We start from the raw sequence: 15,029 nt of genomic DNA, 5'->3' as shown, positions 1-15,029 counted from the left end.
GGGGAATCTGGATTTTTACACTAAAATCAGAGGTTATTATGAAGATCAAAGTAGAGCTCGAGGGCCGTGATTTTATTGAAGTGCAATGCCAGGGGGATAATGCCCAGGCACCCGGAGCGGTTGAAAAGGTTTCGATCATGGGTTGTTCCCAATTTATGGATATGATGCAGACTATGCGCAAAAACTTTGGGGCGGACCTGAAGAAGTGGCCGGTGCCGGAAGGGCAGGATCATTCCAGTTTGTTGTTGCGTGAAATGATTTTGCGTCTGCGTGGCGAGTGGGCTTTCCCGTATTGCGAGGAAGAGCTTTGTCACTGCCGTTCTGTTTCTGTGCACACCGTGGATCAGGCCATCATAGCGGGCGCACATTCCACGGACGTGGTCAGTCGTCAGACCAATGCCAGCACCAACTGCGGGACCTGTCGTCCCGAGGTTCAAAAAATCATCGATTTCAGATTGGGTAAAAAGACCGCCTAAGTGTCCTTTTTTTGGGGCGCCGGAGCTTTTCCGCTGAGGTCTTCAGTGATCTTGTCGGGGAAGGTCCCGTTTTTCAGGTAATAGTCCAAAAGAGGTCCCAGTTTGCGGCGGCAAGAGCCCCCGCAGGGGCCAACCCCGGCTGAGGTTGTGTCAAAGATGTCGTTCAGGGTGGTGGCGCCGTTTTTAATGGCCTGCTCGATGGTCTCACGACTCACGTTATTGCAACGGCAGATGATTTCAGTCTTTTTCTTGGCGCCCATGGCCTAATTGTAATGCCCCGCATCCGAAAAGGATACTTCAGAACCCTTAGTATTGCTAAGCGTCATAAGTGCATTGAAAAGCCCGCCAGAATCCTGTAAAACAAATGTCCTTCTAACACTGGAGCTGAAATGGCTATTGCTACACCTGATAAACTTCCTATGACCATCCGCGGAAAAGCGCTGCTGGATGCAGAGTTGAAAAAGCTTCTGTTGGAAGAAAGACCGTCCGTGATTCTGGCGATCGAAGAAGCTCGCGCACAAGGCGATATCTCTGAGAATGCCGAATATGAGGCCGCTAAAGAGCGCCAGGCTATGATCGAAGGTCGTATTGCTGAAATTCAGGGCAAATTGGCTGGTGCTGATGTTATCGATACAGCGCAAATCAAAGCGGATCGTATTGTTTTCGGTGCGTTTGTGAAGATCGTAGACACTGAGTCCGAAGAAACCTTCCAATACCAGATCGTGGGTGTGGATGAAGCGGACGTGAAAAAGGGCATGATTTCCATCCTGTCTCCTTTGGCGCGCGCGCTGATCGGTAAAAAAGACTCTGACACCGTAACGGTGCAAAGTCCTAAAGGCGATAAAGAGTTTGAAATCATCTCCTTCGAGTATAAGTAATTTTCTTGTCGGTCCATGACCTTCTCTGTGAGAATAGGTCATGGACTCGCGCAGACGCCTCTCAGACCGACATCTCATAGCTGAACAACCTGGAATGACCATTCTTCTGACGGGTCTGATTCTGGCGTTTCTTCTTGGTTACACCACGAAATCCCTGCTGTCGCCATCAAGGCTGGCAGCACGAATTGAAAAAGCCGCAAGTCACATTCATAAGGACGTCAAAGTCAGCTTTGGTTCTGCCTATGTCAGTCTGAGCAACGGCATTCTGCCGCGCTTTGCAGTGATCATCACCAATGTGCGCATGGAATCTGCGCAGACCTGCTGGGCATCGCCGGTGATGGAAATTGATGAACTTCGTCTGCCATTGTCTTTCCTGAATCTGATTCAGGGCAAGGCCCCGGTGCGTGTGGTGGAAGCCAACAGTGTGAATCTGATCTTGCGCGAGGACTTCAAAAACTGTGACCCTACGGACCCCGAGCAGATCCCGGCCAGTCGTCCAAGACCGGCGGTGATGCTGTCGCCATCAGAACAAAGTCAAAAATACCGCAACGATGTCCGTGGCGTTTCTGTGGGCACGCTGAAGATCACTTCCGCCAAACATCCACAGTATTCCACCGAGCTGATGAACTTTGCGGTGAAGGTGAAATCCTTTGAGCCGAAAGTCATTGAAGTCACTGCCAAAACCCACTTGATGAAAGACAGTCAGGTCGGGGACTATCTGTCGCATGCAAATCTTTATTTGCAATACAAGGAGTCCCCGGAAGCCGCCGTGCAGGCGCATTTCTTTGGGAACTGGCGTGAAGGGCACTACAGTGTGATTGCCAACTACACCCTGGGCGATCAGTTGCTGGCGGTTGAAACTGATTTGAAGCACATTCCGCTCAGTCAGATTCTGGCGATTCTGCAAAAGTATCAGCTGGCGTCGCGGGATCTTAATGGTCGTCAGGTGTGGATGTCCTCCAAGGCGCGCATGGTGGGTCCGGTGGATGAAATCCGCACTCTGCCCCTGGAGATCCGCGACCTGCGCATGGAAGGTGATCTGGGAGAGATGCATGTTGAAAAAATCAACATCAGCTCCATCGAGCCCCTGAAGTATGAGCCTATTCAAATCGATGTGAAAAAACTGGATATCGAAAAATTGCTGGTGCTTTTGAATCGCTCCAAACAAACCAGCATATTGGGCCATCTGGGCAGCTTCACGGGACGTGCGGAAGTGGTCTCGGACCAGAAAATGCGCATGAGTGGTGAACACGCGGGTCTTGAGTTTGTTTTTTCCAACAAAGGCCAGCGTGAGCTGCAGGTGATTGAAAGCATGGTCGGAGACATTGCCCTGGATCAGGATCAGTGGAGCTTTCAGATTAAACGTGTAGAGCCCCGTGGCGGCGTCTTTGTCGGGGATTTGAGTCTGCGCGCAGATCGTGATTTTAAGACTGTGGCGGTGAAAACCCATATCGATGAATTGCAGCTGGCACTGCCGGTGCAAAAATTGATGACCAACGGTGGTGAGATCGGGTTGATGAGTCTGGATGGTGATCTGCGCTTTGGTGAAGGCAAGGTGCAGTCCTTGAAAGGGTTGCTGCGTTTGAATTCCATGGATGTGGAAGGTGTGGCCTTGGGGAAAACTCGGGCTTCCTTTGACTGGAGCAAGGGGGAGGTTCTGCTGAACGCCCAGGTGCAGTCAATGAAGGTGTCTCCAAATTCACCGACGGCCGAAGTGTTGCGCCCGGTGACTTTGAATTCGTGGTGGCATGAAGGAGTTCTGAATCTGACAGGTCTGACCGGGCAGCTTGGGGCGAAAAGCTCTAAAGAATTTTCCTGGAAGGGATTCCAGGCCCAGGCTTCACGCACGGGCAAACTGAGTACGGAAGGTTCCTGGGATGAAGGGGCCCGCCTGAAAGGGCATGTGCAGGTGAAAGATGGCAGAATCCAGCGGCGCTGGCAGATTCAAGGCACGCGTGAACTTCCGCAGTTTGTGGAAGAAAAGGCGCGGCGTTAATGATCGTTTTGCTGGTGGGGCTGGCCGTCGCAGTTTCTTTGCTGTATCGCCATAGAACCTGGAAGGCGCAAGCCTGGCCGATGGAAGGGGTAAGACCTCCGGCTTGGCAGGCTCATCGTGGATTCTGGAAAGCCGGGGCTCAGGAAAATTCCTATTCTTCTTTTGTGAAGGCCCGGGAAATGGGTTTTCAGATGTTTGAACTGGATGTGCGTTTGTCCCAGGATGAAGTGCCGGTGGTGTTTCATGATGGGGATCTGAAGCGTATTGCCGGAAAGGATCTGCGCGTGTCCGAGGTGACGGCGGCGGATCTGAAAAAATGGGCGGGGGCCTGCACTTTGGAAGAAGTGCTGGCGTCCAAAGAAATTCCGGATTCCATCAATATTGAAATCAAGAGCAACACTGTATTTGATTCGCGTCTGGAAAAGCACGTGGCAGGACTGGTGCAAAAGTATCAGCGCGAAAAGAGTGTGATGTTTTCAAGTTTCAATCCCATCTCAATTTGGCGCTTAAGTCACCTTTTGCCGCAAGTGCCACGGGCGCTGCTGGCGACGGGGGAAAGTGATCCGGAAAATAAAATCTACCTTAAAAAGCTTTGGCTGGCTCCGTATATCGGGGTGAACGCTTTGAATTTGGATTATCGCTTCATCACGCCGAAAGAAGTGCGCGCCTATAAAGAGCGCGGCATTCCGGTGGCATTATGGACGGTGAATGATCCGGATCGCGGCAAAGCTTATCTGCAGGCTGGTGCCATCAGCATTATTTCTGATGTAGAGAAATCAGCGGATTCATTTTCTTAAAATACAAAGGCGACGCAAAAGCCAGCAGTGCCATGGCTGAATAACCATGGGGAAGTTTCAGTGCTCCCGGTTGCTCTTGCAGTTCGGTGAACGGCAGGGTTGCTTTCAGATGATGATGCGAATGGTACCCCAGATTGATCAGAGTGTAGTTTGTGACGGCCTGATAGCTGTCCCATGAATGCGGGGCTTTGGTGCCTTCATAAAAGCCGTCTTCTTTTTTGGTGCGCACCAAACCATAGTGCTCGATATAGTCCGCAGTCTGAAGCAGAAGCACTCCCACAACCCCCTGTCCCAGCCAGAAGACAAGGGCCGCATTTCCGTAAAGGCCAAATACTGCAAGACACATCAATACCTGTAAAAGCAGATACCACACAATACGGTGGCGAACCCGGTGCCACAGGGGCTTGTTGTTCAGACGTTTGTTTTCAAGCTTGAAGGCGTCCCAAAGACCCCCAAAGAAAGAGCGGAAGTGATAGGTGTAAATCCATTCATTTTTGCGGGCGGTGGCGGGATCTTCCGGAGTTGCGACATTCTTGTGATGGCCATACACATGCTCGATGGCGTAGTGAGCGAAATTCGCCAGCAGCAGCAGTCCCACACCAAGGCCGCGCATGGTTTTTTCACGACGGTGGGCAAGTTCGTGGGCGGTGTTGATGGCAAGCACTCCGGTGATGGCACCGAAAGAAAGAATCAGCCCGGTCAGTTCCAAGGCTGTGGCATCCAGAGAATGAATTACTCCGGTAAACAGAAACACAGACATGAACGGAAGTGCAAAAATCAACAAGGCCTCAGGCAGGCGGCTTTTGGGGCGAACTTCGGGGATGTGTTTTGTGCGTAAGATATGATCCCAGATCGGGTGGATAACAAAAAGACCGATGACTCCCAGGAAAGTCCACGCGCCACCCAAGGCAGCCCCAAGCAATGCCAGCAGGGCAAAGAGATAAGCAAGACTGTAGCGGGAATAAAATAAAAAAGCCTTCATGGTTCTAAGTAAAGTTTAGCTCCAGGAAGGCTTTTAAGAGAAACAAAAAAACTAAAACTTAGGAGTTTTGGTTTTCGCCTTGTTTCTGAGTTTGACCCATAGACTGTTTATTCTGATGGGAAACTTGCTGGTTGTCGTGAATGTCTTTGGCATCAACGTCGATTTCATTCAGGCCTTGTTTGAAACCACGGATGGCTTTACCCATGGACTGACCCAATTGTGGCAGACGGCTTGGACCGAAGAAGATCAAAAAGATAACTGCAAGAAGCAGAATGTGCGTAAGGCTAAACTCACCCATGGGGTTCCTCCCAAATTTCTTAAAGTGTACACTTTTTAGACCTGTCTGGGAGGAAAATCAATGCTTGTCTGGGTTATTCCACTGGCATATCGATAATTTCGACCTGGTCTGCGTCGGCCGCCTCTTGCTCAAGGCCGTCGGCTTCCTCGCTGCCCACAGCAACGACTTTTGTACCTTCAGTCACAGTTTGTACCGGGATGGCTTCAGAGCTCTGAGGCTTGCCTGGGAGCTGTTTTGCAATGCCCTTGGTTGGCACAGGTGCCTGGACTTCGCGAGCGGCTGGAGGGGCCTTGGAGGTCTTTTTTGCACTGCCATTGCCCATCTTTTTAAGCTCTTTGTCGTATTTGGACTTCAGATCAGCGAGCTCTTTTTGATAGTTTTTTCGGATTTCCTCAACCTGAGTGTTGCGTGCCTCTGTAATGCAGGAAGAGTAGGTCTGGAGAGCTATCTCTTTGGCCTGGGCGCGGCAGGTCAGCTCTGCAGCAGTTTGTGGCATGGCTGAAAGCGAGAACATAATAGTGGCAAAGAAAGAGAATACGGTTTTCATATCAACCCCATTTATCTATAGCCCCCTATAACAAGATCCGTGCCGGGCTTGCGCCAAGCCAAGGGGGCTTTGAGGACGGGGGATCTTACATTTTTACATCCTTGATCAGTCTTTTGTCGGCACATCCTGAACGCGAAGAAGGGTCAAATTACATATGGTGACTTCCTGTCAGGGGAGTAAATTGAATCCAGAGGAGGACGCCATGTTACTGACCTCTATATTTTTTGCATTTTTGCTGGGTGTGGGGCAAGCACAGCCCCCGTTGATGAAGACAGAAAAAATCACAATCCCCTGGGCCGTGACTGATTGGGAACCTTATTACATTCAGGAGGGGTCCAATGCGAACATGGGGCGGGTGGATCGTTTGCGCCGGATTCTGGAGGAGAATCTGAAAGACTATCAGCTGACCGACGTTCAGGCGGATATGCCCAAGACGATAGAGCTCTGGAAGCTTGATAAAAATATCTGTTCGGGTTCGGCATTGATGACTCCGGAGCGGGAACAGCTGGCCTATTTCACGGCGCTGTCTTTTCAGGTTCCTCTTGAATATGTTCTGGTGACTGCAAGAGCAAAAGTGCTGGAAGGATCTCCGCCAGAGGTGTCTTTGAAAGAACTCATAAAGAATAAAATGTGGCGCGGGGTGTTTGTGAAAGACCGCTCGTATGGTCCGGAGATTGATCGTCTGCTGAAGGATGTCTCTGCCCGGGACGGGCACCTGACCCTGAAAAAGAGTGTGACTGACGGATACACCTCATTGATGAAAATGGTGGAGAAAAAACGTTTTGATTACATGATTGAGTACGAGGCCGTGGTGCGGGCCTATAACGAAAAGATTTTCCCGGCAAAACCGCTTTTAACAAGAGCTGTGAAAGAGTCGCGTCCTTCCGCCATTTTTCATCTGGCTTGCACAAAAAATCCCTGGGGGCGGGATGTTGTTCGCAAGGTGGATCAGCTGTTGCAGAAATTGGCGCTGACCAATGAATATCAACGGGCAGTGGAGTCATGGCTGGAGCCTGACCTGCAAAAGAAAAATCGTAAACTTTTAGATGAGTTTTATCAAAAAAGAGCGCAGGGACCGTGGATGACGGTCCCTCAGTAAGAGCTAGCGACGGATCGCTTTTGGATCGATGGCGTCTTGCAGGCCGTCACCCAGATAGTTGAAGCTGACAGTGGTCAGGAAAATCAACAGACCGGGAAGAACCGCCAGGAATGGGGCCTGATAAATCAGCTCTTGAGCATTGTTCAGCATGTTCCCCCAGCTTGGGGTTGGAGGCATGATCCCCAGACCCAGGAAGCTTAAGGCGGCTTCAAATAAAATGGATTCGCCCACACCCAGAGTGATTGCCACCAGCATCGGCGCAATCACGTTCGGGAACATGTGGCGGATGATGATTGTGCTGTCTTTGGCACCCAGTGTGCGCGCAGCCAGTACGAATTCACGTTCACGGATGGACAAAATACTTCCGCGCACCAGACGGGCCACGGCCATCCACGAGAACAGGCACAGAATGATAATCATCTTAAAGATGCTTTCATTCGAGGTGCTGATGATGGCTTTCAGCCACGGGATTTTCGATAAATCAATTGCCGCGATTACGATAAGCACCGGAATATGCGGCAGGGACAAAAGTGCATCTGTCACACGCATCAGGAAGGTGTCAATCATGCCACCATAAAAGCCCGCGATACTGCCGATTAAAAGACCGATCAGTGCGGATGCCAAAGCCACCAAAACACCCACACCCATGGAAACACGGGTGCCGTAAACCAGGCGGATGAAAACATCGCGGCCCAGTTCGTCGGTGCCGAACAGATGGAAGGTTTCAAAGTTATTGAACAAAGAAATCAAACCCGCCGTTTCAGCGATATTTAAGCTCTTCAGGTCTGACAGCGCTTTCGAAACTTCCTGCGCACCCAGTTCGTAGATGGCGTCAACTTCGGCAACAGCCACGATGCCTTTTTCCACAAGGGCTTTTTGTACGGCATCGGCCGCTTCCGGATGTTCGGTGATGAAACGTTCGATTTCAGTTTCACGCACATCCAGGCCCACAGACGCCGTCGTCATCGGTGCCAGATAGCGGTTCCCCACATTCTGGACATCCGGATCAAGTCCTGTCACCGACTGGATGGTTCCGGCAAAAATGGCCACCATCAGGAAGATGCTGATGATCACAGCCCCGGCCACCGCCAGTTTGTGATCCAGGAACTGGGTTAGAACCATCTTCCACATCGGCTGGGCTTTTTCCAGTTCCGCGCGGTCCTTGGCTGACAGTTGGTTGGAGTCGATTTCAATTTCGTTCATGGTCATTTCGCTCATATACTATGATCCTATTGGTAAGAGATGCGAGGATCCGCAAAGCCGTACATGATGTCCGCCACCAGATTCATCAGCAAAACCATGCTGACAGAAATCACGAAAGAGATCATGGCCACGTTGTAGTCATTACCGATAATGGAGTCGTAAACAAGTTTACCCACGCCCTGATAAGCAAAAACAGTCTCAGTAAGGATGGCACCGGAGAACAATCCCGAGAAGCTCAACGCCAGGATCGTGATCAGCGGGATCAGGGCATTGCGGAAGCCGTGCTGCCAGATCACCGTCTTGCGGGACAGGCCTTTGGCGCGCGCGGTGCGGATAAAGTCATTGCGCATGGCTTCGAGCATTGCTGAACGTGTGAAGCGCGAGAAACGTCCGATCTGTTGAATGGACAGGCTTAAAACTGGAAGAATCAGATAAATGGAGCGGTCTTTGATGTCAGCCCATAGGCCCAGATCAGAGGCTCCGATGGTTTGTGTGCCCCCGGCCGGTAGGACGGGGAATTTCACGGCAAAAAGAATAATCAATACAATGGCCAGCCAGAATGAAGGGATGGAGATGCCCCCGAACGAGAACAGATTCACTATATAGTCTGTTCGACTTCCCGGTTTTAATGCCGAGATCACGCCCAGCGGAATGGCGATGCCAATGGATAGAATCAGAGAGATTGCAGAAAGTAGGAAGGTGTTCCACAGGCGCGGACCCATCAGCTCCTGAACCGGAACACGATAGGTGCGGCTGTAGCCAAGATCACCCTGAAGGATGGAGCCCATCCAGCTGGCGTAACGTTTATAGACCGGCTGGTCCAAACCGTACAACGACTTCAGACGGGCGACGTCCTCAGCGGTGATTTTGGGATTGGAGGCCACCATCATGTCCACCGGGTCACCGGGCATCAAGCTCATCAGATAGAAACACACGTAGGACAGGATCACTATCACAGCGAGTGTCTGCAAAATGCGGCGGGTGATGAATGTAGTCATAACAGGGGTCCTCCAGAGTCAGGGATCTAGTTCAAGTTCCAGTCTTCGATGTTGTTTGTCTCGTAGAACTGGTGACCAGCCATTTTGTAACCCTTCAAGTTTTTCGGAGTTACAGAAATGTCAGAGCGGTAGTAAAGCGGCAGAACCGGAACTTCCGCGGTGTAAAGCTTCAGGATTTCATGAACCAGGTCCGCGCGTTTTTTCGCGTTGAATTCAAGATCCAGAGCATCCAGGTTTTTATCAACGGTGGCGTTGGTCCATCCGTGATAGTTCTGACCGGACCAGCCGTTGCTGTTGTTCGGGATGGCTTTGGAATAGACCGTGGAGCGTGGGCTGTTTTCCGGAGAAGAAACCCAGGCAAACAAAGCCATGCCTTCGAATTTGCGTTTGGACATGGTTTCACCGAAGAACACACGTGCCGGTTCGTTCTTCACAAGAACTTCGATACCAGCCTGTTTCCATTGGTTTTGCAGGTAAACCTGAACCAGCTCACGGGTTTTGTTGCCCGCAGTTGTCTGGAAGATGATGGAAAGCTTCTTGCCGTCTTTATAACGGTAGCCGTCTTTGCCCATTGTCCAGCCAGCAGCATCCAGAAGTTTTCCGGCTTCACGCTTGGAATAGCGGTACACAGTGATGATTTTCGGGTCAGCTGTGAACCAAGGGTCTTTCGGAGAGACATTGTGCAAAGCCACTTGTTGCTTGTTTTCAAACAGGGCTTTCACCAGGTCTTCGCGGTTGATTGAGTACAACAACGCTTTACGAACGTTCACATCTTTCAGGATGGGATTGTCCAAACGAAGATCAATGTGCTCGTAAGTCACAGACGGAACAAAGTGAACCACGTAAGGCAGGTTTTCAGACTTGTTTTTCTTTTCGAAAGCAAGCGCCTGATCCAGGTCCAGACCCAAAGTGGAAATCATGTCGATGGTGCCAGAACGAAGATTGGCTTCCATGGTCCCGGTGTTCGGGATCAGCTTCACGATCACTTTTTTGATGTTCGGCTGTTTGCCATAGAAATTCGGGTTGGCTGCAAAAGCAACGTGAGAACCCAATTTGACTTCGCTGATCACATAAGGACCGTTGTAAAGGCCCGGATTGGTCGGGTTGCGAACATAATTGGAATTTTTCTCGTAGCCTTCTTTTTGCTTGGAGTATTTGTCAAAGACAGGTTTTTCCAGGTGGGTTGGCACCGGGAAGAACTGAGCCAGAGTGAAGAAGTCCCATTTGGCTTTTTCGTATTTGAATGTGCACTTCTTTGGATTTTTCGGATCGATGTCGATCTTTTCCACTTGAGTCCACTGTTCTTTTTCGCCCACGCTCACAGTCGGGCTGGTCGCGATAGTGTGGGAAGTGATGAAGTCCTGGCAGATAACTGGTTTGCCGTCACCCCATTTGGCGCTTTCGATGATTTCCCAGTTGGCTACAATCTTTTTTTTGCCGCCTTCTTCGATAATCTTCGCAGTGCCTTTGTCCAAAGAAGGGATTTCTTTGGCAAGCTGAGTGACCCATTTGCCTTCAGGAGTCAGAACCACCAAAGAGCGGCCCACCATGCGGTACATGTAAGCCGAAGCAGACATGGACATGATCAGCGGATTCATTGTCTCGAATTCCTGAGAGATACCGATTTTAAGTTCGGTGTTGGACGGAGCTGCCACAGCCTGGACACTCATGCCCAAACCTGCAACCACGCAGAGACCTTTCGCAAACTTTTTCAACATCACTTTCTCCTTGTTGATTAACTTTGTTAACAAATTAAACCGACATCTTCGGCGCGGCTTCCAGCCAGCACGCTTTCTGATGATTTGCCTGACCTTCCAAAACCGGGGTCTTTTGTGAACAGATGTCCATTTTATAAGGACATCTTGTGTGGAAAGAACAGCCGGAAGGCGGGTTGATGGGGCTTGGCACTTCGCCGCCCAGGGATTTTTTCATTTTCTTTTTGCCATGACCCACGCGCGGAATCGCACCGATCAAAGCCTGCGTGTACGGGTGCTGAGGATTTTTGAAAAGCTCATCCCGCGGGGCGATTTCGACAATCTTGCCCAGGTACATCACGGCGATACGGTCACAGGTGTGCTCGATCACGGAAAGATCGTGGGAGATAAACACATAAGTCAGTTTCAGCTTTTCCTGCAGATCTTTCAGAAGATTCAGAATCTGCGCCTGAATTGAAACGTCCAAAGCACTGACCGGTTCATCACAGATGATCAGTTCCGGATTCAAAGCAATCGCGCGGGCGATGGAAATACGCTGGCGCTGACCGCCGGAAAATTCATGCGGGTAACGATTCACGTGACCTTTGCGCAGACCCACCACTTCAATCAGCTCCAGTACACGCTGAGTGCGTTCTTCCTGGGTGCCGACATTATGGATGTCCATCGGTTGACGGATGATCTGGCCCACAGTCATGCGTGGATCCAAAGATGCATACGGATCCTGGAAGATCATCTGCATGTTTTTGCGTTTTTTGCGCAAAGCTTCGCCTTTAAGTTTCAGGAAATCCTGGCCATCAAAATTGATGTTGCCGGCGGTGGGTTCATAAAGACGGATCAGAGTGCGGCCCAGTGTGGACTTGCCACAGCCGGATTCGCCCACCAGACCCAGAGTTTCACCTTTACGCACGAAAAGGGAAACGTCATCCACAGCCTTCACGCTGGCCACTTCACGCAACAACAGTCCCTTTTTGATCGGGAAGTGTTTCTTAATGTTCTTGGCTTCAAGAATGATTTCGTTCATCTGCATATTCTCGAACCTTTAAAGAGGGTTGAAGCAGGCCACTTTATGACCCGGTCTGATTTCTACCAATGGCGGCTTGGTGCCGGCACATTCACTTTTCACGCGGGAGCAACGGTTCACAAACGGACAGCCCTTTGGCAGCTCGTAAGGAGCCGGCACGCTGCCTTCAATCGTCGCCAGGCGGTTGACGCGTTCACCAAATTTTGGGCGAGAAGAAATAAGGGCCGCTGTATAAGGATGGCTTGGATTCAGGAATAGCTCGGAAGTGTCGGCCTGTTCGCAGGTCTGGCCACCGTACATCACCATCACGCGGTCGGAAATTTCGGAAATCACACCCAGGTCGTGGGTGATGAACTGAACGGTCATGTTCAGTTTTTCCTGCAGTCCTTGGATCAGCTCCAGGATCTGGGCCTGAATCGTCACGTCCAACGCGGTCGTTGGTTCATCGGCAATCAGGAAGGTCGGATCGCAGGACAGGGCCATGGCGATCATGGCTCTTTGTCTCATGCCGCCGGACAGTTGGTGAGGATAAGCCTCATAACGCTCTTCCGGGGACGGAATACCCACCAAACGCAGCATTTCAATGGCACGTTCGCGGGACTCTTTCGGTCCGCACTTTTTGTGCTTCATGATTTGTTCATCCATCTGGAAGCCAATGGTCAGGACCGGATTCAGGGCCGTCATCGGTTCCTGAAAGATCATCGCCATTTCGCCACCGCGGACTTCGGCCATGGCGGGTTCAGAAAGTTTCAAAATATCACGGCCATTCAGCAGGACTTGCCCGCCGGTGACTTTGCCGGGCTTTTCAATCAGACGCATTAAAGAATAGGAAGTGACAGATTTGCCGCAGCCAGATTCGCCCACGATCCCCAGAGTCTGACCTTTATAAATGTCATAGCTGACGTTGTTGACGGCACGGACCGGACCCATCTTCGTATGGAAGGTGGTTTCCAGATTCTTAACTTCAAGTATTGGTTGAATAGCCACTATTTAAGTCCTCTTAAAGAAAGCGTCTTGTTTCAAGTTCTTCCACAGCAGAAAGGGCGCCTTTTTTCAGAGCTTTACCCAAAACGCCGGTCAGCTTGTCGCTCAAGCTTTCGTGGTGTTCAAATTTTACTTTAACTACCTGATGCTTTTCAGAAAGGGTCAGAAGGTAGTCATCGCTGGTGCGAATTTCATCGACCAGAAGTTTTGTCAAAGCCTGTTCGCCGTACCAGTATTCGCCGGTGGCCACTTCAGCCAGATTCAATTGAGGACGGAAGCGGCTGACAAAGCTCTTAAACAGGGTGTGCGTGTCTTCAAGCTGCTGTTTGAACTTTTCTTCGCCCTTGTCAGTGATTTCACCCAAAAGGCTCACAGTTCGCTTGAACTCTCCGGCCGTGTATTCTTTGTAGTCCACATCGTGCTTTTTCAAAAGACGGTGCAGGTTTGGAAGCTGGGCCACCACACCGATGGAACCAACAATGGCAAATGGCGCACACAGGATTTTGTTCGCAGTCACGGACATCAGATAGCCGCCGCTGGCCGCCACTTTATCCACACAAACAGTCAGTGGAATGCCTTTTTCACGGATGCGTAAAAGCTGGCTTGCTGCCAGGCCGTAACCGTGAACCACGCCGCCGGGGCTTTCCACGCGAACGACCACTTCGTCAGACGGGGTGGCCAGGGTCAAGATGGCGGTGACCTCTTCGCGCAGGTTTTCAACGGCAGAGGCTTTCACGTCGCCGTCAAAGTCGATAACAAAGATTTTTTTGTCGCCATTGCTGGATTTGGAATCAAGGGCTTTACGTTCTTCCTTCAACTTTTTCTTGAGCTCTTTGCGTTCGGACTTGGTGACCGTGTGAGCTTTCAAAAGATGGCGGAAGTTCTTGTAACGCTTGTGCAGAAGCTCGATTTGGATCTCGGGTTTGTGGCTGGCTTTGGCAGCCAGCAGGGCGATGACCAGAATCACCGCAAGGACGGCGAAAAGGATCATAAATGTCTGTGCTGCGAAAACTCCGATGCTCTGCAATGCGTCCATAGTACTCCTTAGGGGCAAGTTGGTACGTTATTGAGAAAACAGACAAAGGTCGAGCATCTTTTTTGTTTGCTCAAAAAAAAGCGGGAGCCCTGATAGACTCGGAAGTACGAATGAAACCTTCAGGGCGTCTGACCTCACTTCTTCTGCTTAGTTTTGTTGCTTCCACCACATGGGGGGAAAGCCCGGAAGAGGCTCGTCTGAAGGGTTTTGCTCAGCATCATAAGGCGCGAGATCGTTTTGAGCAGGCCCGACAGCAAGGGGAGCGCGCCTACCTCGAAGAAGAAGAGCAGTGGGAACGTCAGAAAGACCGCCAGCTTGAAGAGTACAAGAAAAACAAAAAGTCGATTGTGATGACCGAAGACGGACCGGAAGCTCAGGCTGATGCGGCTGCTAAGAAACGCTGGGACGAATCCTATGAAAAGGAGCGTCGAGTGTATGCGGCCGAAAGTGCGCGCCGCGAATCTTTGGATCGCGGGGCGAAGAACCTGCCGTCTGAATCTCAGGAATTGGGCTTGCTTGAAGATCGCCCACGTTACGACTATCGCAAACGCGCCATGTTCGGCGGTAAACCCAAGTTCGGTTCCAGTGCCAGCAGTTCGGGGTCATCCGGTGGATCCAGTTTCGGTGGGGGTTCCAGCAGTCCTTCTTTCCCACCACCTCCAACATTTGATGATTTTGGAGGCGACGGCGGCTATGTGCCGGCGCCAAATATGCCAGAAGATTACGGTGATATTCCACCACCACCGCCACCACCACCTCCACCGCCATTTGGCGATGACTTCGGAGGAGGTTTCGGGGGCGATTCAGACTTCCCACCACCACCGCCACCACCACCATTCGAAGGCGGCGGCGACTTCTAAGCGAAAGCTGGAACTTGCCCAAACTCTGCGTTGCTGCGTCGGCGGCGTGCTGTTAGCACGCCTTTCTCCTTGCGCCTTGATTTTGGGCAAGTTGCAGCTTTCTTGGTTCCCGGTTTTTTTTGGGGGGGGGCGGGCCAAA

General features: G+C 51.0%; 16 protein-coding genes. 6 read left to right on the top strand and 10 right to left on the bottom strand.

Annotated elements, in window-relative coordinates; translation table 11 throughout:
• The first annotated feature begins 38 nt into the window (after nucleotides 1–38).
• Nucleotides 39–476: a (2Fe-2S)-binding protein gene (locus tag BD_RS10070; protein ID WP_011164639.1), complete on the top strand. Its 438-nt coding sequence runs from the start codon at nucleotides 39–41 to the stop codon at nucleotides 474–476.
• Here BD_RS10070 and BD_RS10065 read toward each other — a convergent pair.
• Nucleotides 473–736, bottom strand: a complete 264-nt coding sequence (locus BD_RS10065; protein WP_011164638.1) for a (2Fe-2S)-binding protein — start codon at nucleotides 734–736, stop codon at nucleotides 473–475. The two genes, BD_RS10070 and BD_RS10065, sit on opposite strands and share 4 nt — an antisense overlap.
• Before the next feature lie 129 nt (nucleotides 737–865).
• On the opposite strand from BD_RS10065, the gene greA reads away from it, so the two are divergent.
• From greA to BD_RS10050, 3 genes are all read left to right on the top strand, one after another.
• Nucleotides 866–1,354, top strand: coding sequence for a transcription elongation factor GreA (gene greA / locus BD_RS10060; RefSeq protein ID WP_011164637.1), 489 nt, complete (start codon nucleotides 866–868; stop codon nucleotides 1,352–1,354).
• Between the two features lie 94 nt (nucleotides 1,355–1,448).
• Complete coding sequence (locus BD_RS10055; protein WP_144313845.1) at nucleotides 1,449–3,350, top strand: AsmA family protein; 1,902 nt, start codon at nucleotides 1,449–1,451, stop codon at nucleotides 3,348–3,350.
• The gene (locus BD_RS10050) at nucleotides 3,350–4,147 is read left to right on the top strand and encodes a glycerophosphodiester phosphodiesterase (RefSeq protein WP_011164635.1); all 798 of its coding nucleotides are present in this window, start codon (nucleotides 3,350–3,352) and stop codon (nucleotides 4,145–4,147) included. The genes BD_RS10055 and BD_RS10050 overlap by 1 nt, the downstream gene beginning before the upstream one ends.
• Here BD_RS10050 and BD_RS10045 read toward each other — a convergent pair.
• From BD_RS10045 to BD_RS10035, 3 genes are all read right to left on the bottom strand, one after another.
• Nucleotides 4,107–5,129, bottom strand: coding sequence for an alkane 1-monooxygenase (locus tag BD_RS10045; protein ID WP_011164634.1), 1,023 nt, complete (start codon nucleotides 5,127–5,129; stop codon nucleotides 4,107–4,109). The genes BD_RS10050 and BD_RS10045 overlap by 41 nt on opposite strands.
• 58 nt (nucleotides 5,130–5,187) lie before the next feature.
• Entirely contained in the window at nucleotides 5,188–5,427 is a 240-nt protein-coding gene (locus tag BD_RS10040) for a Sec-independent protein translocase subunit TatA/TatB (RefSeq protein WP_011164633.1), read from the bottom strand.
• 73 nt (nucleotides 5,428–5,500) lie between these two features.
• Complete coding sequence (locus BD_RS10035; protein WP_011164632.1) at nucleotides 5,501–5,974, bottom strand: hypothetical protein; 474 nt, start codon at nucleotides 5,972–5,974, stop codon at nucleotides 5,501–5,503.
• Nucleotides 5,975–6,176: 202 nt separating this feature from the next.
• Between BD_RS10035 and BD_RS10030 the strand changes: the two genes are divergently transcribed.
• The gene (locus tag BD_RS10030) at nucleotides 6,177–7,073 is read left to right on the top strand and encodes a TIGR02285 family protein (RefSeq protein WP_226988154.1); all 897 of its coding nucleotides are present in this window, start codon (nucleotides 6,177–6,179) and stop codon (nucleotides 7,071–7,073) included.
• 3 nt (nucleotides 7,074–7,076) lie between these two features.
• Here BD_RS10030 and BD_RS10025 read toward each other — a convergent pair whose 3' ends face one another.
• The 6 genes from BD_RS10025 to sohB are packed head-to-tail and all read right to left on the bottom strand — an operon-like array spanning nucleotide 7,077 to nucleotide 14,030.
• Nucleotides 7,077–8,291 (bottom strand): ABC transporter permease, encoded by a 1,215-nt coding sequence (locus tag BD_RS10025; protein WP_011164630.1) that lies wholly within the window; start codon nucleotides 8,289–8,291, stop codon nucleotides 7,077–7,079.
• Nucleotides 8,292–8,302: 11 nt separating this feature from the next.
• The gene (locus BD_RS10020; RefSeq protein ID WP_011164629.1) at nucleotides 8,303–9,274 is read right to left on the bottom strand and encodes an ABC transporter permease; all 972 of its coding nucleotides are present in this window, start codon (nucleotides 9,272–9,274) and stop codon (nucleotides 8,303–8,305) included.
• A 26-nt stretch (nucleotides 9,275–9,300) separates the two neighbouring features.
• The gene (locus BD_RS10015) at nucleotides 9,301–10,992 is read right to left on the bottom strand and encodes a peptide ABC transporter substrate-binding protein (protein WP_050792917.1); all 1,692 of its coding nucleotides are present in this window, start codon (nucleotides 10,990–10,992) and stop codon (nucleotides 9,301–9,303) included.
• Nucleotides 10,993–11,026: 34 nt separating this feature from the next.
• Complete coding sequence (locus BD_RS10010; RefSeq protein WP_080559027.1) at nucleotides 11,027–12,010, bottom strand: ABC transporter ATP-binding protein; 984 nt, start codon at nucleotides 12,008–12,010, stop codon at nucleotides 11,027–11,029.
• An 18-nt stretch (nucleotides 12,011–12,028) separates the two neighbouring features.
• The gene (locus BD_RS10005; RefSeq protein ID WP_011164626.1) at nucleotides 12,029–12,997 is read right to left on the bottom strand and encodes an ABC transporter ATP-binding protein; all 969 of its coding nucleotides are present in this window, start codon (nucleotides 12,995–12,997) and stop codon (nucleotides 12,029–12,031) included.
• Between the two features lie 13 nt (nucleotides 12,998–13,010).
• Complete coding sequence (sohB, locus tag BD_RS10000) at nucleotides 13,011–14,030, bottom strand: protease SohB (RefSeq protein WP_011164625.1); 1,020 nt, start codon at nucleotides 14,028–14,030, stop codon at nucleotides 13,011–13,013.
• 110 nt (nucleotides 14,031–14,140) lie between these two features.
• Here sohB and BD_RS09995 point away from each other — a divergent pair, with 110 nt between their 5' ends.
• Nucleotides 14,141–14,890 carry a hypothetical protein gene (locus tag BD_RS09995; protein ID WP_048349747.1) on the top strand — a complete coding sequence of 250 codons (750 nt, stop codon included), beginning with the start codon at nucleotides 14,141–14,143 and terminating at the stop codon, nucleotides 14,888–14,890.
• The last annotated feature ends 139 nt before the right edge of the window (nucleotides 14,891–15,029 follow it).

The organism is Bdellovibrio bacteriovorus HD100 (assembly GCF_000196175.1).
Classification (GTDB): domain Bacteria; phylum Bdellovibrionota; class Bdellovibrionia; order Bdellovibrionales; family Bdellovibrionaceae; genus Bdellovibrio; species Bdellovibrio bacteriovorus.
Note: the sequence above shows the minus strand (reverse complement) of the source record. Positions and strands in the feature narration are given on the sequence as shown.